This window comes from Bacteroidales bacterium, assembly GCA_035299085.1.
Classification (GTDB): Bacteria; Bacteroidota; Bacteroidia; order Bacteroidales; family UBA10428; genus UBA5072.
Genome location: DATGXG010000013.1, coordinates 260,070 through 285,261, shown reverse-complemented (window position 1 = coordinate 285,261; position 25,192 = coordinate 260,070). Strand labels below are relative to the sequence as shown.

The following is a 25,192-nucleotide window of genomic DNA, read 5'->3' as shown; positions in this document are numbered from 1 at the left end:
GCTCAGGGCAACCATCGGACGGTAGTCATAAGCAAGAAGACCTTCTGAATTATAGAAAAGAATATAAGAACTGCTGTCGTTCTGGTATACATTCACTTTTGTAACGCGTTTGTCACCGGCAAAAATGCCGTCATTCAATCGTTGCAGGAAAGGAATCTTGTCTTTTATCGATGTTTGTTCCCAGGAATTAGTTACCGGGTAATAATTCGGAACTGTAAGTTCTTTGATGTCAACCGGGGCTTCTTTTGCCGAGGCGTTAGCAATATTTGCAGCAGTTCGTGCTGCTTTAAGCATAGCCTCTTCGCTAATGGTTTCCGAATAAGCATACCCGGTCTGATCACCTTTCAGAACCCGTATGCCCACCCCGGAAGCGACATTCGAATAGGCGCTGTTCACTTTGTTGTCCTCAAGAGCACAGGTATTCCTGAGAGTATGTTCAAAAAAGAGGTCGGCATAGTCGGCACCCTTTTCCATTGCGGCTGATATCACCTTATTTAAAAGCTTCTGGTCAACCTCAAAATGCTTCAGATAGCTTTCAATATTATCCGAAAGCTTAACACCTTTGCATGATTGAAGAAAGGAGGGGATGACCATTGCACCTGCTGCAGTGATACCGCCGATCTTGATAAAATCACGGCGTTTTAATTGCATAAAATAGAATTTATGAGATGAATGTTAACCCTTAAAAGTAATGAAAATAACGTATCCGTGTTTCTGTAGGGGGAAGATAAATTGTATTAATCGGAAAATTATTTATGCAAATCGGAGGTCAGATGAAATATTTTCTAAAATAAAAGAGGCTGCCTCTAATAAGGCAACCTCTTTTTTGCGGTGCCGACGGGGCTCGAACCCGCGACCTCCGGCGTGACAGGCCGGCATTCTAACCAAGCTGAACTACAGCACCGGCTTTTTGAAGCGCCACAAAAGTAATGTTAATTTTTAATCCTAGCAAATTTTTAGAAAAAAATGATACAAAAAGACCGTCATTGCGAGGAGCGTACTAATTCTCAATATTTTGCTATTATGAAACTGCGACGGCAGATTGCTTCGTCGACAAGGCATTCTGGTATAATCAAAGTTGAATCACGCTCCTACTAATGACGACTTTTCGTAATTTGTTGTATGCTAATGAATAACCCTGAAAGGGTTCAATTTGAATAACCGCGGGTGAAACCCGTGGTACGGTGCTACGATCACGAACACAACTCTGAAAGAGTTGAATAATGCATAATTGAAATTGAACCCTTTCAGGGTTCTTGTCTGCTGGCATCATAATCCACGGGTTTCACCCGCGGTTATTCAGATCTCGCTACTTCGTAGCAATTCGTGAAAGCCCATGGTTGTCATATCATTGGGTGATCCTTAATAAGGTGTTCTTACTCGCAATGACGTTACTTCCCCTTATACTCGATTTTCACATCAATCAGCTTGATGTAAATCGTCGTTTTTCCTTCAAAACCTGAATCATAGCCAACCAGCAGGAACATAGTTCCATCTCTGTTTGTCTTAATCGACATGGGCTTGTTCAGGTTATGTCTTTGAATTGCTGTGTATACAGTTGTTGTATCAGTTACACCCAGATGCCCGGCTACCTGCATAATGTCGTTCGACTGTCCGCTCTGAAGCCTGACTTCAAAGTTCGGCCTGAAATAGCCATCTCCATCGGTTATGTTCATGGGAATGGAATCAGTACCACCCACACCAAACGCAAGGTCAGGAGAACCACCGGCGCCTTCCGATCCGGTTGCTATGTTCGATGCGATGTTTACAATATATGTAACCTGGTAAGTAGTATTGGGTGCCAGTCCTGTAACCGGTTTATACATGTAAGTGAAAAGATCATCACTGTGATTGTTTCCGGATAGCATAACGGCATTCAACGTGGTGTCGAGCGGAAGTGGAAGTCTTACAAGACCTGATTTCAGTTCATAAAAACTATCCTGTCCTGCCGGATAATCCGAAAACATAACTGTCCAGCCTTCCATGCCGTCATTAAATCCATAGGTGATTTCTCTGAAAAATTCGGGTTTGTCCTTTGAACAGCCTGCAATTACCAAAAAGGAGATGAGTGCAATAAAACAATGTTTCATGGTATGAAAATGTGAATTAACTATTTTGATTTTTCTAATAATTCAGCAAACATAAGGCTTTCAGGATAAGGTTCAAACAGACCGCAAATAGAAGGATCCGTTTTAGTATCAAGCCACCGGGCCCGATTTTCTTCGGTAAGAATAACAGGCATTCTTTTTTTGAGATTGTGGATCACTTCAAGCATGGGATTCGCTTTAGTGGTCACTATCGTAAAAGTATTTATGATTTCGCCTGTGGAGGTATCCAGCCACTGATCATACAAACCCGCCAGGGCAATGCCTTCTTCATTATTAACGCCTATATAGTAGGGAATCTTTGCTCTATCCTGAGTCTGCCATTCATAAAACCCGTTAACAAGCACAAGACAGCGTTTCTGCTTATAAGCCTGCCTGAACGATGCCTTTTCAGCAAGACTTTCACAACGGGCATTGAATGTCTTCATCCGGATATCACGCGCCTTTCCACTGTCTTTCACCCATCCGGGTATAAGTCCCCATGTATAAAGCCTTATTTCTTCAGGATTGTCATTGCAGATGACAGGCAACGCGGGCAATGAAAATGCATGAATTTTCTGCCCGCGCCTGTATTCATCCGGATTCTTCATCCTGGCGCCGAATCTTCTTTCCAGTTCCTCGCGGGTTAAGTCTATTTTTACTGTATAACACATTTGGCGAAGTTAATCACTATGGATTAAAAATAAATACCTGCGCTCAATATTACCTGGCTGATCCTTGAATCGAAGCCTATCCTTTCATTATTACCGATATTGATGCCATCGGATAATTTGCTCAAACTTCCCTCGTATTTCAGGTCAAGGCATAAATGCCGGAAGTCTAATCCAATGCCTGCCTGAAAACCCGCTGAAGCTTTGTTTAGCTTAAGATCATACTGCGTGATTTGCTGCAGGTCAGAATCATCACTTACCAGGAAAGTAACCACAGGCCCGATCTCCATTTTAAAATCTTTCAGTTTAAATCCAACGAGGATAGGAACGTCAATCCGGTTAAGACGTTGAGTGATATTATCCGCATTATCAGGTGTAGCCGAATTAAGATCATATACATTAATATCATTACGGGTTACGGTATACAATGCTTCAGGCTGAATAAAAAAATTAAAAAGCTGGATCTGACCGATCAATCCTACATGATAACCGATCATCATGTAATTGGGTACTGTAATTTTATAATTATTTAAGGGCGTTGGATCCGGGGTCAGGAACTCGGTGCTGCTTTTCAGTCTTGAAGCGTTTAGCCCGCCCCTGATCCCAAGTTTTATCTGAGCTGAAGCACTTGCAGCTAATATAAAAATTAAAGTAACAATCAGTGCACTTTTAGTTTTCATGACGACTGGTTTTAAATGTTTTAAGTAGAATTATAACGATTTTTGGGGGCGAATATTTCCTGCTTTATTAGTTGTTCGTAAACAATCTAAACTAAATAAATGTTATAGGGTTAATTATTTAGAATAAACTTAAATATTAAAGCTGTGTTATTCTGACTTAATTTTATTTTCTTTGCCCGGTAATAATGAAAATCAAATTTAATATAATCATATGATAGTATCTCAGAATAAAGTGGTTTCTCTTACTTATGAATTGCGTGTTAACGGAAACGCTGACGTTGTAGAAGCTGTAGATCGCAATTCGCCTCTCACTTTTATTTATGGAAGCGGATCCTTGCTTCCACGGTTTGAAGATAATCTTTCCGGCCTGAAAGTTGGCGATACATTCGATTTTAATCTTTCAAGTGAGGATGCCTATGGCAATTATGACGATAATTCTGTGATCCAGGTTCCTCTCCAGGCATTTGAAATTGACGGGAAGGTTGATTATAATCTTGTTAAAATAGGAAGTAAAATTCCTATGCAGGATAGCGAAGGCCACAGACTTACCGGCGTTGTTAAGAATGTCGATATTGATTCTGTTACAATGGATTTTAACCATCCCCTTGCAGGAAATAATTTGAATTTTAAGGGTGAAATTACCGAAATAAGGCAGGCATCAGAAGAAGAAATGTCACATGGTCATGTTCACGGCGGATGCAGCTGCGGTGACGGTTGTGACTCCTGTGGCAGCGGCTGCAACTAGATCTTTAATTCAAAGTCATCGGCGTCCTTCCACGCCGGAAACTCCTTACGAAATTTATCCAATGGTTCCTTTGAAAGGGTTACGGATAGTAACCCTTCATGGGAATCCTTCATTCCGGCCATAACCCTCCCTTTCGGATCAACTACAATTGAATTGCCCACATAGTTTAATTTATTGCCGTCAGTACCTGTCCGGTTGACGCCAATCACATACGACTGGTTTTCCATGGCACGGGCTCTTAACAAAGTGGACCAGACATCATCACGACTTTCAGGCCAGCTCGCTGAGTAAACAAGTACATCGTAATTTTCCGCGTTTCTGGCCCAGACCGGGAATCTGAGGTCATAACATATTAAAAAGCTTATATGCCATCCTTTTAACGGTACAACCAAATGCCGCAAACCGGGTGTATATTTAGACTCCTCGCCTTCAATGGTGAACAAATGCCTTTTATCGTACCACGACATATTCTCATACTGGTCAATATATACAAGGCGATTGTAAAACCTGCGGCCTTCTTTAATTACAAGGCTTCCGGCGATAGCACAATTGCGTGCTTCTGCAGTTCTTTTCATCCAGCGTACGGTACTTCCGTCCATAGGTTCAGCAACATCGGCCGGTTGTGTGCAAAACCCGGTCTGGAACATTTCAGGAAGTACAATAAGATCGGCATCAGTGTCAGCTGTGTCAAGCATTTCACTGATTTTTTTTTGGTTACCCGGGATATTCTTCCAAAGAATATCGGGTTGAACAACTATTATTTTAAGATCAGGCATATTCATTACACTTTACCGGGAAAATCATTCTCAAAACAACGGATCAACTCATTACTTTGTGAAATGGCTTCATCAACCCAGGCAGGCATGTTTTCTTGATTTGTACCGGCCTTTGCCGATTCCTCAATTTTTACAAGCACTTCTTTAAGTTGAACAGCTCCCAGGAAAGAAACACCCGGGATCATTTTATGGGCTTCGCGCCCCACGGCTTCCGTCTTATTTTCTGCCATATATTGCTGCATCCTTTCAAGGACAGGAGGTGTGGTTCGTTTAAATGTCTGTAACATATCAATGATGAAAAATTCATCGTTGTCTGACATTTTTCTGAGCGTTCCGAGGTCGTATAGCATGTTAGTCTGTTAGTCTGTTAGTCTGTTAGTCTGATAGATCTTGTTAAATCTTAAATTGGTGTTCCTTGTTCAATATTCATTTTGGGACCTATGGGACCTATAGGACTTATGGGACCGCAGGCATCCAGCATCCAGCATCTCTCCTTACTCCCTACTCCTTACTCCCTGCTTTCTTCGCTTCCTCCCAAATCGCATTCATCTCGTCCAGCGTCATATCTTTAAGTTTACGGCCCTGTTTCAGCGTTTTGGATTCAAGGTAGTTAAACCGGTGGATGAACTTCCGGTTTGTAAGTTCAAGAGCGGTTTCCGGATCTATATGATAAAGTCGTGCCGCGTTGACAACCGAAAACAGCAAATCACCGAATTCCTGTGTCATTTTTTCTTTATCCATCCGTTGGATCTCGGTCTTCAGTTCTTCCATCTCTTCTTCAACCTTATCCCATACCTGTTCGGGACGGTCCCAGTCGAATCCGACTCCACGGGCTTTCTCCTGTATACGGTTTGCCTTAATGAGAGCAGGTAACGAATCAGGAACCCCTCCAAGTACCGAATGATTCCCTTCGCGCATTTTTAACTCCTCCCAGTTCTTCTTGACAATCTCCGGATTATTTTTGACATCGGTATCACCGAAAACATGAGGATGACGGAAAATCAGCTTGTCAGAAATGGCATCCGCTACGTCCTTTATATCAAAAGAACCGGTTTCAGAGCCCATTTTTGAGTAGAAAACAATATGAAGCAAAAGGTCGCCCAGCTCTTTCTTGATATGAGTCATATCGTTCTTTAATATGGCGTCGGCAAGCTCATACGTTTCCTCAATTGTGTTATTCCTGATGCTTTCAAAAGTCTGTTCCCTGTCCCACGGGCATTTTACCCGCAATTCATCCATAATATCAAGCAACCGCTCAAACGACTTTAATTGTTCTTTTCTATCGTGCATCAACTTGTTATTTAAATTTAATTCGCACCGGTGAATTCAGACTGAGGTTTAACAGATCAGCCGCGTTCCCCCTGTTAATTGCAATTTCGAGCAGGTCAATCGAATTGAATAAAGCCAGCATTTCTCCGAGTGTTGATTCGCCGTATTTTTTATTGATCCGGTTGATTTTGTAATGATTGCTCTGCACATAAATTTCAAACTGTCTGCCTTTCCCGATCCGTTCAAACAATTCAAGACTGATATTGGTTATTGCATTTTTATAGGAATCAATATAAATAACACTTCCATTAATAACCGATTCTTCAATGGCAGGCAGCATGGGCACCTGTTTATAAAGCGCTTTGTAAGGTTTACCCGCGTTCTTCAACGATCCAGACGAAGCAATTTTAGAGGCGGCGTCAGCAAAAACTGCCAATTCGGGAAATGAACTGATGCCTGAAACCTCAAGTGAAACCACTTCCTCAGGTTCATCTTCAAGCAGTAGCCCGAAGATGCCATTGTCATTTCCTACGAAAAAATGATCATTGGCTTTGACAGCCACAGCAGGGCGTTCGATATTTTCACTGTTAACAGCAATAATATGAACTGTTCCTGCGGGAAAATGCCTGTAGCTGTGTTTTAGTTGAAACGCAGCGATAGCAACGTTAAAAGCCGGAACCTGGTTTGAAATGTCAATAATACGGGCATCCGCATAAAGACTTAAAATTCTGCCTTTCAATGCCGCTGTATAAAAATCATCGGAATTCCAGTCACTTGTTATGGTAATGATTGACATTTATCCGGATTGCTTGTTTTTTTGTTATTTGAATTGGGTTTTGTGATAAAAATACTACTATTTTGTATGTTTCAAATGTATAAATATTAAACAAATTAAATGATCGAAAAGGTTGTATATTTGGAAGGGGTTGATCCACAAACGTTTTATGGCACGGGTAACCGCAACCTGGATAAGCTGAAATCATTCTTTCCCAAACTAAAAGTAATAGGCCGCGATTATGAACTGAAAGTGCTTGGCGATCCCGATGAGATCAGCCGGTTTGAAACCGACGTGGACAAGTTACTGGATTATGTTCAGCAGAGGAACCGCCTTTCAGAAGATGAAGTAGAAAAAATCATCATGCAGGAAGATGATTCACTCCGCCATTTCAATGAAAATGACCAGGATGTTTTAATATTCGGAAATGATGGCCGGGTTATTAAGGCTCGCTCAGCGAATCAAAAACGGCTTGTTGAAGAATATCCTTCGAACGACCTGATTTTTGCTATTGGTCCCGCCGGATCGGGTAAAACCTATACGGCAATTGCCCTGGCTGTGAGAGCACTTCGTAACAGGGAGGTGAAACGTATTGTATTGACAAGGCCTGCAGTCGAAGCCGGTGAAAAACTCGGTTTTCTTCCCGGTGATCTGAAACAGAAGCTTGATCCGTATTTGTTGCCATTGTATGATGCCCTGCATGATATGATTCCGCCTAAAAAACTTGAAGGGTACATGGAGGAAGGTATCATCGAAATTGCGCCTCTTGCTTATATGAGAGGCCGGACACTGGGGGATGCTTTTGTAATACTCGACGAAGGTCAGAACACAACCGTGAATCAGCTTAAAATGTTTCTTACCCGTATGGGGAAAAATGCCAAATTCATTGTAACCGGTGATATAACACAAATCGACCTTCCTGAAAGGCAGCATTCGGGACTGCTTAAAGCGCTTGGTCTGTTAAAAGACATAAAAGGAATATCCATCATCGAATTTGACAAAGGTGACATCATCCGCCACCGCCTCGTTCGCCACATTGTGAACGCGTATGAGAACCTGAAGTAGTTTCATATTGTTTCATAGTGTTTCAGTTTGTTTCATATTGTTGTTTGAAACAAATAGAGTAATTTAATAAATTTGTATTAAGGAACTTAAACAATAAAAAAGAGACCATGAGCAAAGCACTTACCAGGACGAATTTCAGTTTCCCCGGACAAAAAGGGATCTATGTTGGAAAAGTAAGAGATGTGTATAACATCCAGGGTAAATACCTGGTTATGGTTGTAACCGACAGGATTTCGGCATTTGATGTGGTATTGCCTAAAGGTATACCCTACAAAGGCCAGGTTCTGAACCAGATTGCCTCCCGTTTCCTTGATGCTACAGCCGACATTGTGCCGAACTGGAAAATCGACAGTCCTGATCCCATGGTTACAATCGGTCATTTTGCCACTCCCTTCAAAGTTGAAATGGTTATCAGGGGATATCTTACAGGTCATGCATGGCGCGAATACAAATCAGGCAAAAGAAGCCTGAGCGGCGTACCTATGCCCGAAGGTATGGCTGAAAACCAGAAGTTTCCCCAACCCATAATCACGCCTACAACAAAGGCAGATGAAGGTCATGATCTTGATATATCCCGTGAAGAGATTATAAGATCGGGACTTGTCAACAAAAGTGACTACGAATTGCTGGAGGATTATACCCGCAAATTATTTCAGAGAGGGAGCGAAATTGCTCTTTCCAAAGGATTAATCCTGGTGGATACTAAATACGAATTCGGTAAAAAAGATGGAAAAATATACCTTATCGATGAAATCAACACTCCTGATTCATCCCGTTATTTTTATGCCGATGGTTATGAGGAAAGATTAAAGAAAGGCGAAGCACAGAAACAGCTGTCAAAGGAATTCGTTCGCCAGTGGCTTATAGAAAACAACTTCCAGGGAAAAGAGGGACAGACAGTGCCTGAAATGACAGAAGATTTTGTAAACCAGGTTAGTGAACGCTACATTGAATTATATGAAAACATTATCGGAGAAAAATTCCAGCGATCCGATATAAGCAATGTAGACGCAAGGATTGAAAAGAATATTAATGAGGCACTGAAGAAACTCAATTAGTATTTACGATTGGAAGATATACGATTTACGATTGGAAAGCATGCATGTAGCCTCAAATCGTAAATCGTAAATCGTAAATCGTAAATCGTAAATTTCTCAGTATACTTCCACATTCGAAATAACCGGGCAAGCCTTTGATTTAAGAATATTTACCCTGATTTTGGATGCAGGAACAGGGTCAATCTTTATAATTCGTTTATACCCGATGGTGGTTCCTGTGTATAAAGGCATCCATTCTGACCCGTTAAACGCTTCAAGAGAAAATTCACTGACTCGCTGTCCAAGTTTTATATATTCCTGAAGCACAATATAACTGATTTTCTTATTGCCATCCAGATCCATTTCGATTGACCCTTTAGTTACATTATCGTTTGTTGTCCAGTACGAGTCTTTATTTCCGTCAGCAATCTTACCGGGTGAAAACTCATCGGTGTTGTTCCTGTATGAACTGGCTTTAACAGGGACATTCAAAGCCAGATTATTCCTGAAAACACTGTCAAGCAATAACCTGAAATTCCGAAGTGATTCCACATCGATTTCATGAATCAGTCCCCGCCGGTCAGGCGGTACATTCAACAGCAGTGTTGAACCGCGCCCGACCGAAGTGAGGTAAATATTAAACAGTTCCTCAGCGCTTTTAACTTTGTCGTTCTCCTTTTCGTGCCAGAACCAGCCCGGCCGGATAGATACGTCGGTCTCTGCAGGGATCCATTGTTTGCCATGAGGTGAACCTTCATTAAGTAATTTCTCAATACCCGGTTTACCGGCATATAATGTATCGGAAGTTATAGTGCACCAGTTGGTCTCGCCGGCGATTCCGCTTTCATTGCCTACCCAACGCACTCCCGGTCCTGCATCACTGAAGAAAATCACCCCCGGTTCCATTTTCCGGATCATTTGCAGGGTGTTAGGCCAGTCATAATATGTTTTACCATCAATAGTGCGGCGTTCATTTGCGCCCCCATAATAACCGGTGCCCCCGTTGGCCCCGTCAAACCACATCTCAAATACAGGCCCGTATTGCGTGAATAACTCAGTCAATTGGTTTCTGTAATAGGTTATATATTCGGGTTTTCCATAGGTAACCTGGTTTCTGTCCCACGGGGATAGATAAACGCCGAATTTCAAACCATATTTTTTACATGCATCGGACACTTCTTTAACAAGATCTCCTTTGCCGTTTTTAAAGGGACTGTTCGCGATGTCATGTTCGGTATATTTGCTTGGCCAAAGGCAGAACCCGTCATGGTGCTTGCAGGTAAGGATCACACCTTTAAAACCAGCCTCTCTAAGGGCCCGGACCCATTGATCCGGATTGGCCTGAACCGGATTGAATAAGCTTTCCGGTTCGCTTCCCATTCCCCATTCGAGGTCAGTAAAGGTATTGATAGTGAAATGAATGAAAGCATTCATTTCCATTTCATGCCATGCCAGTTGTTCTGCGGAAGGCACCGGGTAGAGCGGGAGAGGAGCCTGCGCCTTTAATCCGCCAACACTGATGACCAGCAATACAAACAAGATCGCGGATTTATTCATATGCTGAAACTATTTAAGAGCTTTTTTGATAGCTTCTTCTACAATAGGCTGCATTACCTGGTAACCGGCCTTATTGGGGTGAACACCGTCATAGGTGTATTCTGCTTTAAGACCTTTACGCTCATCAACCATTTTAGAGTAATAGTCGACATAAATGCAGTTGTTGGCAGCGGCATATGATTTGATCCAATTGTTGAGCTGAACTACCTTATCGGCGGGTTCCATACCCGGCCGCCACGGAAAATCATACGCGGGCAACACAGAGCAAAGAATCACCTTTATGCCATTGGCTTTTGCCATTTCGGTCATGCCTGCCAGGTTATCTTCTATCATTTCGAGAGTGCTCGGACCAGTGTTGCCGGCGATATCATTGATACCTGCAAGAATGACAACTGCAGCGGGTTTCAGGTTAATCACATCGGGCCTGAACCGGATAAGCATCTGCGGTGTTGTCTGTCCGCTGATTCCACGGTCAATATAGGATTTTCCTGCAAAGAATTCCGGACATGCACCAATCCATCCTATTGTAATCGAATTGCCCATAAATACAACCCGCTTTTCACCTTTTGCCGGTGGTCCGAGTTTCTGGTTTTCTTCAGCAAACTGACTGAAATTAGCCCAATCAGATTTTATCTTATACTCATAATCTGATTTAAACAACAGGGGTGCAAATTCCGAAAGATAAATCCTCCAGTTGGCCCATGTATGGCCTCCGGTACTCTCCCTGTAAGTATATTTAAAATTATGTTTATCAAGAGTGTTTCTCAGGTCAATAACACTGTTGAACAGAAAGTCTTCCTTGCCGCATCCTATCCAGTATACTTTCGGATCGCTTTTCTTAAGCGCTTCGATTTTTTCATCTCTTTCTTTCGCTAACTGTTCCGGGTCCTGTGCATTTCCAAAATTCATAAGACCCATACTGAATACTCCTATATAATCAAACATGCCCGGGTTATTCAGGGTGATTGTCTGTGTATGCATTCCGCCCATTGAAAGACCGGCAATGGCACGGTGATTTTTGTCGGTATACGTTCTATAATTATCCTGAATAAAGGGAATCACATCCTTCACAAGGCTTTCTTCAAATTTTCCGGCATATTTCTGGTAGTCGGCCATTGAAAACTGCCTTTGTGCATTGTTCTGGGGAACTTCATTCTGTGCTCCTGCCTGGTTGGCGTTTCCATTAGTCATTACAACAATCATAGGTTGTGCTTTGCCTTGTGCAATCAGGTTATCCATGATCTGTGCTGCACGGCCCATGTTCGTCCAAGCATCTTCATCACCGCCTGCCCCGTGAAGCAGATAGAATACAGGGTATTTTTGCATACTCTGGCTGTATCCCGCCGGAGTGTATACATAGAGCCTTCGGCTAATACCTAATACATCCGATTTATACCATACTTTTTCTACATTTCCATGCCTTACATTTTCTTTCTGAAAATAAAGATCCGATTCTTTTCCGGGAATAATGAAAAAATTCTGGTAGCGCGATCCGTCACGCCGCAATTGGACATTATTGGGATCAGCTGCAGTTACACCGTCTACGACAAAATTATAAGCATAAAGCTCAGGATTAAGAGGACCTACTGTAAGAGTCCATAAACCGGTATCATTTTTTACCATCGGTACACCGGCATTAAAACCCTGCATCCATTCACCGGTCACTGTTACTTCATTGGCTTTTGGGGCAAGCAACCTGAAGGTAACTTTGTTATCAGGTAAAATTTCAGGCGAAATAATAACGGGGCCCATTCTGAATGATGGCCTTGACGGAGCTGCAGGACGGTTCTGCTGTGCATTCAGGCCCGAAAGCATAATTCCGGCCAGTGCCAGAATGTATACCAGTTTATATTGAATTGATCTCATATAAAATGTGATGTTAAGGGTTAATGTATTAAGCAGCAATTTAGGGAAATAAACAACGGCTTATTCGGGTATTTGTCGAATATTTCGGGTTAAACGACGACACATGTTCATGAATAGCCCAAAAATAAAATCCCGGAGGTCGGATCCGGGATTTTATTATCTTAACCGGCTATTGAACCGGGGAAATAGTGAATTCATAACTGTATTCCCCTGGGTAAAGCATATACTTGGGTAAAGGCCTTGCACCCCAGCTGTCGTCACCGCCAACACCCATCTGCCTGTAATCGATGCACCATTCAATAAAATCGCGGGGAACAATGTCGGTAATGTGCCTTTGATCTTTCTGATCCAAATCATCATAATCTTCAATCGGATTATTAAGCGCAGACGTGCAGAATACAGGCTTACCCGATATGACAAGGCCGGTACCCGCATCGTTGGTCAATGAAAACCATCTTACATCCGTATGATAATTGTTTTCCTGCGGACGAACATAAAGGAAGAACTGGTCGCTTACTTTCCCGCTGTATTTTGAAACCAGGGCAGCTGTATTCCTGTCAGTGTAATTTTCCCACGGGCCTCTTCCGAAATATTGCATGTTCTGATAATCGCTATTCAGCCTCATCCGCATCCCGATCCTGGGGATCTCCGGCAATCCGCGGTCAGGAGTGTTGAAATATTGTGATACCTCAATTCTTCCGTCGCTGAAGATCCTGTATTTAGCTTCCCAGGTACCTTTCACAGAGGGAAACTCATATAATGCATGCACTTCTGCAATAGATGGAGTAATCATGGAGGACCGGATATAAACAACTTTTACTTTTTCAGCTGCTGTCTTCCATACTTTCAGTCTCACAGGCATGTTATTTCCGTAATCGTTATCAATGGGTGCGCGCCAGAAATTCGGTTTCAGAGGTGCCTGGATTAGTTGTTTGCCATTGAGTATATAGCCTGAAAGCCAGCCCAGGCTGTCAAAAGTAACCGAAAAACCGGCTCCTTTAAGAGTTATTCCGCTTGCTGTGCTTGCTAATTCAATATTTCCTTCCGGTGTGCGTATATCAGGTGTAACCGTATTGAATGGCAGTTTGAATTGCTCATAAGCAACAATATAGCCGGCTGGTATCATATTGGTCGCTGTTTTTTGTACAGCCTGGATCACAAGGAAGTACTCACAGCCATTTTTTAAGTCAAAGTCGTAAGGAATGTTCACAACCTGTTTTTCACCCGGAAACACGGATTGCAGGTTTATGGCACCGCTTTTTACAGGCACTCCGTTTTCTTCAATCCTGTAAGTGAAATCATAATTGCTCAAATTCGTGAAAATATAACCGTTCCGGATTTCAAACTGACCTGCATTCAGATCAATTGCCCTGAATTTGATATTCTGATACACTTTCTTTACCTCGTAGAGACCGGGATGCGGCCGCCTGTCGGCTGAAATTACACCATTATCACAGAAATTATTGTCGCTCGGAACATTCTTGGGTCCGAAATCTCCACCGTATGCCCAGTATTTATTACCATTTTTATCGTACTGTGCAATTCCCTGGTCAACCCAGTCCCATATAAATCCGCCCTGAAGCATCGGGTATTTTTCAATAACATTCCAATAATCCTGGAAATCTCCGGTGCTGTTTCCCATTGAATGGGCATATTCACACTGTATAAGGGGTCTGTCGGTATACTTTCTTGCATAGGCTTCCATTTCAGAAGCCTTCATATACATCGGGCAGAAGATGTCTGTATTCCTGTCGAGTTCAGCTCTTTCATACTGCACCGGCCGGGTCTTGTCAAACTGCTTGATCCAGTCGTATGTGGCATAGAAATTACTGCCATTTCCGGCCTCATTTCCAAGCGACCAGATGATGATTGAGGCATGGTTTTTATCTCGTTTTACCATCCTGATTGTTCTGTCCATATGGGCTTTCAGCCATTTCGGGTTATTTCCGAGGGTCTTTGACGATTCATATCCCATCCCGTGTGATTCAATATTAGCTTCATCGATCAGGTAAATTCCATATTGATCACAGAGTTCATACCAACGCGGAGAATTCGGATAATGGCAGGTACGGACCGCATTTACATTGAACTGCCTCAGTAATTCAATGTCTTTAAGCATTCCTTCTTCAGAAATCACATGGCCCGTTTTTTCATCATGTTCGTGCCGGTTTACTCCTTTCAGATAAATGGGCTTTCCGTTAATGCATAAACGGCCGTTCAGAATTTCAACTTCACGGAACCCGATTTTTGAACCGATAACCTCGGTTTCTTTACCGCCTTTCAGAATAAGGGTGAGCTGATACAGGTCAGGCGTTTCGGCAGTCCATTTCAGAGGATTTTTAATGTTTTCTTTAAATGTAACCGTTGTGGACGCCTTTCCGCTAATAGTAACCTTCTGACTTGAAGCTACTACTTCTTTGCCGTTTTTATCATCAAGGCGCATATCGAGTGTATAACTGCCTGCTGCCAGGTTCGGCAGGTAATTATTAAGATCTACGGCAACTGAAAGGTCGGCATCGGTATAATTGTTAACCAGGTCAGTCTGCACAAAATAGTCATAAATATGCACCTTTGGTGTCGCATAAATAAACACGTCTCTTTCAATTCCGCTTAAACGGAAAAAGTCCTGGTCTTCAAGGTATGAACCGTCGCTCCAGCGGTAAACTTCAACCGCCAGGGTATTGTCGCCGGCGGTCAGTTTATCGGTAATATCAAATTCAACAGGGGTTTTGGCATCTTCGCTGTATCCTAGCTTCACCCCGTTGAGCCAATAATATGCAGCGGAATTTACACCGTCAAAATGAAGCACAATCCGTTTTCCTTTCCAATCGGATGGAACGGTGAAGGTATATTTGTATGAACCCACCGGGTTAAATTCCTTGGGAATATAGGGGGGATTAGCTTTGGAGGGATTTTCGTTTGCCTGCAGATCGCGCATTTCAGGCTTATTCAGATCTTTTACGTTCATTGGCGGATCAGCATGGAACGGATACTGAATGTTGGTGTAGATCGGATAATCATACCCATACATCTGCCAGTCGGAAGGTACGGGAATTTCCTTCCATGATGAAACGTTATAGTCCTGTTTATAAAAATCGACAGGCCTTTCAAGCGGATTCCGCGACCAGAAGAATTTCCAGTTTCCGTTGAGCACTTTACACCAGGGTGATTCAAGAGGTTTCTGGTTAGAAAAGCTCTTTATGTCGGGAAACGGGATTGCCCACACATGCGGAGGAAGGTTATTCACACCGGTAATTTCAGGATCTTCAAGTTCAGGTCCTATCACCTGGGAATTACCCGTAAAGCATACCAGGACAAGGCATACAAAAGCAATCAGCTGTTTCATGATGAGTTTCATACTTATAGTTTATTTCCTTACTACGAAACTAGTAAATTGTCATAAATAAGGAAGCAATTCTGAAACCAGAATTGCTTCCTGAATTAGATGAGGGTTTAATAGGTATTAATAGCCCGGATTCTGAATCAATAGCGAGTTTCTGCCCATTTCATCCCTCATGATCGGGAAGAAATAGCATTTATCGTCCCATGTACGCTGGTCGCCAGCAGGGCTTGTGATACTTTCATAAACAGGAGTACCCCATGTTTTACCGTCAACTTGTCTGTATGAATCAGGCTTTCTGGTACCCTGATAATTTTCGGGAGGTATAAAAAATCTGGTCCAATCACTGTCATCATTGGTTGTTTCGGTAAAATATTTAACGGATACAGCATGAGTCTGGTGATAGGCCTGGGGTCCGATTAACCATCTTCTTACATCCCAGAAGCGGTGATCTTCATAAGCAAGCTCTATTCTCCGCTCATTCCTATACTTTTCCATCAGTGCCTCACCTGTCAATCCGGCATCAAGATCGGGCTGGCCGGCACGATGACGAATCTGGTTGATAGCGTCTATTGCAGGGGTATAGTCTTCCAATTCTATGCAGGCTTCAGCATAATTTAACAGAATTTCTGCATAGCGGATATGGCGGAAAGGTACCTCTTGTGCAACATACTGCGGATCAAGAGTAGGATCAACAAATTTTCGTACGTAATATCCTGTATATCCTCCGTTCCAGTCTTCAATAGGTCCCTGGCGGGTGTCCAAACCGGCTTTTAGCCTGTTGGTACCAGCAAGATCCCAAACAGCGCCGACCTGGATTTTACTGAATGGGTCCATAGCCAAAGCGTCTGATGGACGGGTTCTCCACTGAACACCCTCATATAATATGGTTGCATAGAACCTTTGATCACGATTGTTATAAGGATGTGCCTTCTCAGCCGGAATACTCCAGTCAAACTTCGACCCGTCCCTCATTTCGTAATCATCAACCAGGTCTCCTAAAGGACAGTTGTTTCCCCAGTTATGATAACCATTAGGACCACAATATAATGCAGGATTATAATTTGCCCAGCCTTCATTTGTTGACTTGGTTGAAAAGAACTGCAACAAGATATCCTCTTCAGTGAATCCTTTGGTAGTAAAATAATCGACGAAATTTTGTGCAATAGAATCGGAGGAAGCAGGATCCTTTTTAAACAGATCATAAATACCCATATCCATTACATCCTGGGCCGCATCCCGGGCAGCCTGCCAGCGGGCAGTCTGATCACCGGTTGTATATCCCAGTAATTCGGGATGTGCATAACCCGGTGCATAGGTGGCCATGTTATGATGTAAATCACTGGCAGCGTATAATAGTACTCTCGATTTCAAAGCCAATGCAGCTCCTTTGGTTACCCGTCCAAGATCAGAACCGGAATATTCTTCAGGAAGATACATGGCCGCTGAATCAAGCTGTCCTACAATGAAATCAATACATTCTGCATAGGTATTTCTTGCTACCTGTTTGTCATCTTTAAGTGTATAAACCTTTGTGATGATTGGTACACCACCGAAAAGACAAACCAGTTTATGATAAATCAGCCCCCTAAGAAAGTAAACTTCACCTATCATTCGATCCTTTAATTCCTGGTCTTTTTCATCTATAACAACAGCTTCATTTATTTTCATAAAGAAAAGATTGGATGCTCTTACATTTTTCCAGATAGGACCCCAGCGAAGCGTTTGATAGGTCTGAGGGGTTGCCCAATCTACTGACCATCCTTCCAGGTTGTCTTGTGTCATGAGTGATTTATTGAAGTTGGTCACACCCCAGTCCGGAGTAAAATGGGATTCATCAACAAAATCAGAAAGTCGCTCAATGGCAAAAGGCCGTCCGATAGCATTCTTATAAATGCCATTAACAAAAGGCTCAATCAGGTTAAGATCTTGCCAAACATCAACTTCAGAATAAGCTCCCAAGGGCTTTTTGTCCAGGAAATCCTGCGGATTTTCGCATGTATAGGTTAATGCTATTGCTGTAAATAACATTCCAATATATAATATCTTTCTCATATCTCTGAAATTTAGAAGGTTAAAGTTACGCCTGCATTAACGATTTTCTGCAGTGGATAAGCCGTTCCGGCACTGTTATCAAGCTCGGGATCATAAACTTTCAGTTTATCGAGAGTCATGAGATTCATACCGTTTACATAGATCCTTAGCCCGTCAATACCAAGTTTTTGATTGATTTTGACCGGAATGTTATAGGCAATTTCGATATTCTTTAACCGGATATAATCAGTTTTTCTGAGGAAGAATGTATTTGAACGGTTTCTCCAGTATTCCTCATCACGATTCCATGCACGCGGATAGGTTGCACCAGTATTTTCAGGAGTCCACCTGTTAACGGCAAATTCCTTCAGGTAGTTTCCGATTTCACCTGATTCGGGAGATATATAAAGCTGTGCCCCGGCTGCTCCCTGGATGAGAATTGATGCGTCAAACTGCTTGTATCTCAAATTAATACTGGCCCCGCCAATAAACCTTGGCATATTATTGTGATCGCTTCGCACCATATCCAATTTATCAATCACACCGTCTTTGTTTACATCCTTGAATTTAATATCGCCACCCATAGCATTGGGAAAATGAGCCGGATCTGCTTGTGCTTCAGCATCTGTGTCATATATTCCTATTGCCTGGTAGTAGAGATCACTGTCGTAATTATTGGGATCAGTAGGTATAGGATGTCCGGTAGATTGCTGGTATGCAGGTCTTCCTGGGACTTCATCCCAATACTGAATTTCATTTTTAGAATAACCTCCGTTAATGGAGATGTCATAATCAAAACTACCCATACGATCTCTGTATCCAATAATAAAGTCAATTCCTCTGTTTAAAACTTTACCAATATTCAAATCAGGGGGAGTAAATCCTGATGTTTCCAGGTTTGAAGCTTGACTTTTCCAAAGAATGTTTTTCCGGATATTTCTGAAATAATCGAATTCAAAACTCAGTTTATTGAATAAGAGGGATTCAAATCCGATATTGGTTTGTGTGGCCACTTCCCACATAACATCAGGGTTCGGAACACGTTCTTCATATAATAACTTATTTTGCTCGTTTACATTGAAATCATAAAACTCGGAACCTAATATATAAGTAGACAAATACATGTATTCCTTAATTCTGTCATTTCCGGTTTGACCCCATGATCCACGTAATTTGAAGTTATTGATGAAGCTGATGTTGTTTTTCCAAAAACTTTCCTCTGAAACACGCCATCCCCAAGAAAATGCAGGGAAAAATCCAAATTGCTTACCCCTGGCAAATTTATTGGATCCGTCATATCTCCAGACAAATTCAAGCATATACCTCTGCATCAGATCATAATTCACACGTCCGAAATAGTTTAAACGGGCATTCTGATCAGCATAACCATCATTGTAAAGATATTTATCAATATTTCCTGCGAACATTTGATCTATTGCAGCCGAGATAAAATTCTTCCTGAATGCATACAAATAATCGCCATGTCCTTGCTGGCGTTCTGTCCCAACCATAGCTTTAAGGGTATGTATATCCTTAAAGGTTGTTTCATAGGTAGCATAGGCATTCCATGTAATCGTATATTGATCACGAACCTCTTCTGTTAATTGAGGAGCTTCCAGACCTCTCTTACCTCGTTCAAGAATATGATCGGGATTGCCATTCCAGGTATACAAATACCATGGAGTCTGGAAACGTTTCCGGAATCGAATGGTTTTGTCAAAGGCAGCATTGGCTGTGATGGTCAAACCCTTTATCCATGGCAAAGTGATATTAGTCCTGAGATTGCTTTCAAGAACATAGTATTTATCTTTGTCATACCCAGTAGCATTTGTAGTTGTAACAACCGGATTATCACCATATTCAATATCAGGTCCCGGTTCTCCGCTGGGCCAATAACCAACCATATTGGGTTTGCCTCTTTGCAGCATTCTGAAAATATCACCCGCTGACCGGGTGGGATAATTATAATTTTCCTGTCTGCCTGAAACGTCAAATCCAAGATCAATATGCTTTGAAACTTTTCCGTCGATGTTTGTGCGGAAATCATATTGTTTGTTATTGGTGGCACTGTGTTTATAAATACCATCAAGGTACCTGGAACCCAACGACAGGAAGTATTTCATGTTTTCATTTCCACCGGATATGGAAGCATTCTCATAATTCTGATTTGAATTCTTTTTAAATACTTCACCAAACCAGTCGGTATTCGGATGTCCCCAGGGATCCTTTCCATTTCTGAATAAGTCTAAGTCTTCCTGAGTATATTTTTGAAACCTGCCATCTTCAGGTTTGTCATAATACTTGATTTCATTAAGCATTTCAGCATAGGTAGCAGCATCAGCCATTTCAGGAATACGGGTTGGCCGGTTGAATCCACCATTTACAGTTATTGTGATTTTAGGCTTTCCCATTTGACCCCGCCTTGTAGTAATCAATATAACACCGTTCGCTGCCTGAGCCCCGTAAATTGCGGCAGAAGCATCTTTAAGAACGGTTATTGATTCAATATCACTCGGATCAAGACGTGCCATACTGCGGCCTGAAATTCCGTCAACAACAATCAAAGGATCATTATTGCCGATTGTATTAGTACCCCGGACACGCAGGACTGAATTGTCCTGACCGGGTTCACCGCTTCGGGTAACTGAAACTACACCAGGCAAACGGCCAATCAGGTTATTGGTCATGTTCGTTGAAGGTGATTTCTGAATCTCAGACCCTTTAGTTGATGTAACGGCTCCGGTGGCAGTGGCTTTCCTTGTTGTTCCGTAACCCACCACTACAACTTCCTGCAAATTGGTTACATCAGGCATCAGTTTTACATTAATGACCGTTTGTTCAGCCACTTCAATTTTTTCGGAGAGATATCCGATGTAAGAGAAAAGAAGTACCGAGGTCTTTGCCGGAACTTCAATGGAGAAAGTGCCATCCACGCTGGTTATCACGCCCTGGCTGGTCCCTTCAATTAAAATGTTCACACCGGGCAAAGGCTCATTTGTGGTACCGTCGGTTACGACACCCGTCACTTTGATCTGCTGCGCGGAATTTGTGTTGGGCAACAAAACAATAAGGCTTTGATCAAGAATCTCACACCTTATGTTTCGTTCGGTGAACAGATATGCCAGTACCTGCTCAATTGAGGCGTCCGAGGTCTGAATATCAACTTTCTGCTCGGCATCTACCAAATCGGATTTGTAAATAAATGAAAGGTCGGTTTGGGCTTCAATTTCAGTCAATACTTCTTTCAGGGTGGCATTTTTAAGATCAAGACTTACTTTGGCTGTTTGTGAATATCCGGCTGCCGTGGCTGCAAGGATATTTACCATCACCATAAAGAAGGTTAGCTTCATGATTAATAGTAGTTTATTAATGCCAGTTTTTAGGGAAATAGCATCATTTTGTTTGTTTTTTTTCATAATATTGAAACGGTTAATGGTTAATACTACCGCAATCCGATGTTCAGTCACCATTGCGGAATTAACTTGGCTGTTACCGGAGAATGTGCCAGCATTTTCCGGTTTCTTTTTTCTTGTCAGGTTATATCTTCATAGGCAATCCGGGATTTGTGAATACTAATTATTTTCTTTTATTTTTTCCTGAGTCTTTTATGATCACTATGTTATCATGGATCTCATAATCAAAATCGGTCGTCAACTGGATGGCTTTCAATGCCTGTTCAATTGAAATGTTATTAAGAATCCCCGTGTAACGCAAGTCCTTCATATCTTCGTCCTGCATCTTTATTACCACTCCATAACGCCTTTCAAGTTTGACGGCGATATTCTCAAGTTTTTCGTCGTTTAATTCGAGCCTGCCGTCACGCCAGGCAATAACCGGTTCTACAGCTATCGGATTAGAGATGAGGATCTGTCTTGGTTTAATTGGTTGTGAAATCGTTTTTACGATCTCTGTTGCTATCGTTTTAGGGTTCTTTTTCAGATAAACAGCTTTGTGATTAGGTTCAAGAAATACTTCTTCTTTAACTTTATTCAGCATGTTCCGGGTTTCAAGGCTGACAAGACCTTCTATCAGGGTGGCCTCAAAGACATCCTCCTCATTGTAAGCTTTAAGGTTGAACTTTGTACCATATACTTTTACATCCACATCACTTGTATGCACATAAAAAGGATGTGCTTTATCCTTTGAGACTTCAAAATACGCTTCACCATCCAGCCATACATCCCGTGTAGTTCCTATAAAAGAATTCGGGAACCGGATTGTGGTGCCTGCATTGATCCATAAGATTGTGCCGTCAGATAATTTCAATTTCGATTTAACTCCCTCAGGAACGGTAATTTCATGCATTCCTGAAGTAGCCAGCCTGGCCGGGTTTGATTGCTTCACCATCCCGGCAAAATAACCAAGCATGGAAAACACCAGTAGCAGTATGGCGGCTGCAATTCTCCGCCACCATGGAGAAACAAACATATTTTTTGAAGTATGCCGGGCAGGTATTTCATCCTTACAGGCAATTGCCACTTTCTTCCAGTCACTCAACCTGTTGTCGGCAAGCAATGAGGAAAGATCTTCCTGGTTTTTCCAGATATCTTTCAGACGGTTGAAAAAGGCATAATTTTCACGACTGGTTTTAATCCATTTTTCGATTTCAGTTATCAGTGATTCATCCACTGTGCCATTCAGGTACTGAACAAGAGATTCAACTGAAATCCGGCCTTTGAAAAAAATCATGTTTATTTAATGCTGGGTTCTGCCGTTATGAACAAAAAACCCGACTTTACCCTTAGCTGGTAATGACTTTTTTCAAAAATAATTCAGGAATTAAATAAGATCCTCCTGGAGTTTTTCCTCTAACAGCCTAAGGGCTTTCGAAATGTGGGTTTCTACCGTTTTTATGCTTATTCCCAACCTGTCGGCTATCTCACTCTGTTTGAGCTGCTCGAAACGACTCATTTTAAATACCTTTTGACACTGCTCTGGCAGTGCATCAATTGTCCTTACAATTTTCTCCTGTAATTCCGCATATTCAATATGATCGTGGAATTCCGCGTCGAGTTCGGCATTTTCAGACATGAAGTCAAACCGGATAGATTTCCTTTCTTTTTGCAGATACCGAATGCTGTTATACCGCGCACACTGATACAGGTAATGTTTTACTGATCCTGAAATGTCGAGTTCCTTCTTTCTGTCCCACAAATTCACAAAAAGAGCCTGGATGATTTCCTTTGATGTGACCATATTGCAGGTATATCTTTTGGAAATCAGGCAAAGCAAAGCATAATATTTTTCAAAAAGAATTCCGAATGCTTCTTTATCCCCCGATTTCACCCGGGACCATAAAAATCGATCTATCTCAGGCATCTGGACGAATTTGAGCAACAATTCTATCTGAAAAATGGTATTTCAGGATAGTTAGGGTCATTACTCAAATTTAGCATTCTTTCATTAAAAAGAATAAAATTGTTGGGATTTTATCAAAAAGAATACAACTGGAATGGTTTAAATTATTGAATTTCAAGGATCAGGGGCTCATTGGCCGGAATACTCAGCTGGTTAAGATCAACCGGTTTACCCGTGAAGATCTCTTTTGCTTTCCTTGAGCCTTTCAGGCATTCATCGAAACGGGAAACCTCAGTTTTCTTTTCACTGTTTGAAAAGTTCAGCGCCACCATTACTGTTTTCCCTGCATACATGCGGAAATATACATAGACGTTGTCACGGGGAAGAAAATGAATCATTTTACCTTCCGATAAAACAGGATTTAATTTCCGGTAATTCAAAAGGGCCCTGGTAAAGTTGAACGCTTCACTCTCCTGGGGTGTCCGGCCTTTTTCAGTAAAGGCGTTTCTTTCATCGCCAGGCCAGCCGCCCGGAAAATCATGCCGGATATCACCATCACCCTTGCTCTTTTCTCCGCCCATCAAAATTTCAGTGCCATAGTATATCTGGGGAATTCCCCGCGTGGTTAGCAAATGGGCAACCGACAATTTGTATTTGTTTATATCAAAACCTATCTGTTGTGAAAATCGTTGGGTGTCATGATTATCCAGGAAAACAAGAATGTTTTTCGGATTGGCATACACGTAATCCAAAACATATACTTCATAAAATCGCTGCGATCCAAGGTTCCAGGACATGAATGCATCCTGGAGAGGGAAATCCATAACGGTTGGTAATTGTGAATCGTAGCCATCGAATGTGGCTGAACCCGTTTGCCAGTAAGCAATTTCTTCAGGCCTGTGCTGCCAGCACTCTCCCACAATGTTTATCCAGGGGTATTCATACCTTATCGCCTGGGTCCAATCGGCAATTTTATATTTGTCATTGTAGGGATACGTATCTACGCGCAATCCATCCAGACCGGCATACTCAATCCAGAAAATGGCAAACTGCTTAAAATACGTGAGAACGAAGGGATTAGTCTGGTTCAGATCGGGCATGCTTGTATCAAACCACCCTTTTTCATTGATCATTTTATCAAATTGCGAAGCATGCGGATCATTCCACGTAGCAATCGTGTAATTTGACCGTGTGAATTCAGGAAATTCATGGAACCAGTCACTCATGGGTTTATCCTTCATCCACCAGTGAGCGCTGCCACAATGATTGGGAACCATATCCATGATCAGTTTGATTCCCCTCTTATGGCATTCATCGGCGAGTTTAACGTAATCGCCGTTAGTGCCGTACCTGCCATCAACTTTATAGTAATCGGTGATGGCATATGTATGATAGGATACTTCAGGCTGATTGTCCTCTAGCAGGGGAGTAGTCCATAATGCCGTTATGCCCAGGTTCTGCAGGTAATCAAGATGATCAATGATCCCCTTGATATCACCGCCATGCCTGCCCATCAGATCTTTCCGGTTCAGTTTTTCATGAAGGTTATCAACCGAATCATTCGTCGTATCACCATTGGCAAACCTGTCGGGCATAAGAAGATAAATAACATCGGCGGAACTATAACCGGAACGGCCTTCCTGTGATTTTCTTCCTCTCAATTCATAAGGATAAGTAATTACTGTTTTTTTACCATTGACAAAAGTGATATTCACTGTTCCTGCCGGTGCAACTGTGTCAATATGTAAGGTCAGGAACAGGAAGTTCCGGTTTTCTGAACGGGTTACCGTTTTAATGCTGATTCCCTTGTATTGGATCCGGGGAGTGAGATCAGAAATGTTTTTGCCGTGTATGGTAAGCATCAGCTCAGGATTCCTCATACCGGTCCACCACAAAGGGGGCTCAACATGGCTTAACTCATATTGTGCTGACGCAGCGAATGTCATTAATCCAAGTACCAGAAGGACGGCAATTTTAACACTGATTGTTTTCATT

The 25,192-nt window shown here is 42.1% G+C and carries 19 protein-coding genes and 1 tRNA gene; 3 read left to right on the top strand and 17 right to left on the bottom strand.

What is annotated here, in order from left to right; translation table 11 throughout:
- The 5 genes from VK179_03550 to VK179_03530 form a co-directional block, all read right to left on the bottom strand.
- The coding region (locus VK179_03550) for a DNA gyrase modulator (GenBank protein HLO57788.1) at positions 1–651 on the bottom strand (651 nt) is incomplete at its 3' end.
- Between the two features lie 178 nt (positions 652–829).
- Positions 830–904 (bottom strand) — tRNA-Asp (locus tag VK179_03545).
- Between the two features lie 487 nt (positions 905–1,391).
- Positions 1,392–2,090 carry a hypothetical protein gene (locus VK179_03540; GenBank protein HLO57787.1) on the bottom strand — a complete coding sequence of 233 codons (699 nt, stop codon included), beginning with the start codon at positions 2,088–2,090 and terminating at the stop codon, positions 1,392–1,394.
- Between the two features lie 20 nt (positions 2,091–2,110).
- The gene (locus VK179_03535; protein ID HLO57786.1) at positions 2,111–2,758 is read right to left on the bottom strand and encodes an SOS response-associated peptidase; all 648 of its coding nucleotides are present in this window, start codon (positions 2,756–2,758) and stop codon (positions 2,111–2,113) included.
- Between the two features lie 23 nt (positions 2,759–2,781).
- Positions 2,782–3,435 carry a porin family protein gene (locus VK179_03530; protein ID HLO57785.1) on the bottom strand — a complete coding sequence of 218 codons (654 nt, stop codon included), beginning with the start codon at positions 3,433–3,435 and terminating at the stop codon, positions 2,782–2,784.
- Between the two features lie 211 nt (positions 3,436–3,646).
- Here VK179_03530 and VK179_03525 point away from each other — a divergent pair, with 211 nt between their 5' ends.
- On the top strand, positions 3,647–4,180 hold the full coding sequence (locus VK179_03525) for a peptidylprolyl isomerase (GenBank protein HLO57784.1): 534 nt from the start codon (positions 3,647–3,649) through the stop codon (positions 4,178–4,180).
- Here VK179_03525 and VK179_03520 read toward each other — a convergent pair.
- The 4 genes from VK179_03520 to VK179_03505 form a co-directional block, all read right to left on the bottom strand.
- The gene (locus VK179_03520) at positions 4,177–4,956 is read right to left on the bottom strand and encodes an amidohydrolase (GenBank protein ID HLO57783.1); all 780 of its coding nucleotides are present in this window, start codon (positions 4,954–4,956) and stop codon (positions 4,177–4,179) included. The genes VK179_03525 and VK179_03520 overlap by 4 nt on opposite strands.
- A gap of 5 nt (positions 4,957–4,961) precedes the next feature.
- Positions 4,962–5,306: an Hpt domain-containing protein gene (locus VK179_03515; GenBank protein HLO57782.1), complete on the bottom strand. Its 345-nt coding sequence runs from the start codon at positions 5,304–5,306 to the stop codon at positions 4,962–4,964.
- A 151-nt stretch (positions 5,307–5,457) separates the two neighbouring features.
- Positions 5,458–6,246, bottom strand: coding sequence for a nucleoside triphosphate pyrophosphohydrolase (gene mazG, locus VK179_03510; protein ID HLO57781.1), 789 nt, complete (start codon positions 6,244–6,246; stop codon positions 5,458–5,460).
- A 7-nt stretch (positions 6,247–6,253) separates the two neighbouring features.
- The gene (locus VK179_03505) at positions 6,254–7,021 is read right to left on the bottom strand and encodes an SAM-dependent chlorinase/fluorinase (GenBank protein HLO57780.1); all 768 of its coding nucleotides are present in this window, start codon (positions 7,019–7,021) and stop codon (positions 6,254–6,256) included.
- Between the two features lie 99 nt (positions 7,022–7,120).
- On the opposite strand from VK179_03505, the gene VK179_03500 reads away from it, so the two are divergent.
- Both VK179_03500 and VK179_03495 read left to right on the top strand, forming a co-directional pair.
- Positions 7,121–8,065, top strand: coding sequence for a PhoH family protein (locus VK179_03500; protein HLO57779.1), 945 nt, complete (start codon positions 7,121–7,123; stop codon positions 8,063–8,065).
- Between the two features lie 107 nt (positions 8,066–8,172).
- The gene (locus VK179_03495) at positions 8,173–9,123 is read left to right on the top strand and encodes a phosphoribosylaminoimidazolesuccinocarboxamide synthase (protein HLO57778.1); all 951 of its coding nucleotides are present in this window, start codon (positions 8,173–8,175) and stop codon (positions 9,121–9,123) included.
- A gap of 96 nt (positions 9,124–9,219) precedes the next feature.
- On the opposite strand, the gene VK179_03490 is transcribed toward VK179_03495, so the two are convergent.
- From VK179_03490 to VK179_03455, 8 genes are all read right to left on the bottom strand, one after another.
- Entirely contained in the window at positions 9,220–10,659 is a 1,440-nt protein-coding gene (locus tag VK179_03490; GenBank protein ID HLO57777.1) for an alpha-L-fucosidase, read from the bottom strand.
- 9 nt (positions 10,660–10,668) lie between these two features.
- Positions 10,669–12,525 (bottom strand): GDSL-type esterase/lipase family protein, encoded by a 1,857-nt coding sequence (locus VK179_03485; protein ID HLO57776.1) that lies wholly within the window; start codon positions 12,523–12,525, stop codon positions 10,669–10,671.
- A 169-nt stretch (positions 12,526–12,694) separates the two neighbouring features.
- Positions 12,695–15,883 (bottom strand): glycoside hydrolase family 2 TIM barrel-domain containing protein, encoded by a 3,189-nt coding sequence (locus tag VK179_03480; protein ID HLO57775.1) that lies wholly within the window; start codon positions 15,881–15,883, stop codon positions 12,695–12,697.
- Positions 15,884–15,988: 105 nt separating this feature from the next.
- Positions 15,989–17,920, bottom strand: a complete 1,932-nt coding sequence (locus VK179_03475; GenBank protein HLO57774.1) for a RagB/SusD family nutrient uptake outer membrane protein — start codon at positions 17,918–17,920, stop codon at positions 15,989–15,991.
- An 11-nt stretch (positions 17,921–17,931) separates the two neighbouring features.
- The gene (locus VK179_03470; GenBank protein ID HLO57773.1) at positions 17,932–21,249 is read right to left on the bottom strand and encodes a TonB-dependent receptor; all 3,318 of its coding nucleotides are present in this window, start codon (positions 21,247–21,249) and stop codon (positions 17,932–17,934) included.
- A 226-nt stretch (positions 21,250–21,475) separates the two neighbouring features.
- Entirely contained in the window at positions 21,476–22,588 is a 1,113-nt protein-coding gene (locus VK179_03465) for a FecR domain-containing protein (GenBank protein HLO57772.1), read from the bottom strand.
- Positions 22,589–22,678: 90 nt separating this feature from the next.
- A complete protein-coding gene (locus VK179_03460) occupies positions 22,679–23,218 on the bottom strand; it encodes an RNA polymerase sigma-70 factor (protein ID HLO57771.1) in 540 nt (179 codons plus the stop codon).
- A gap of 143 nt (positions 23,219–23,361) precedes the next feature.
- The gene (locus VK179_03455; protein ID HLO57770.1) at positions 23,362–25,191 is read right to left on the bottom strand and encodes a glycoside hydrolase family 13 protein; all 1,830 of its coding nucleotides are present in this window, start codon (positions 25,189–25,191) and stop codon (positions 23,362–23,364) included.
- Position 25,192: the final 1 nt, after the last annotated feature.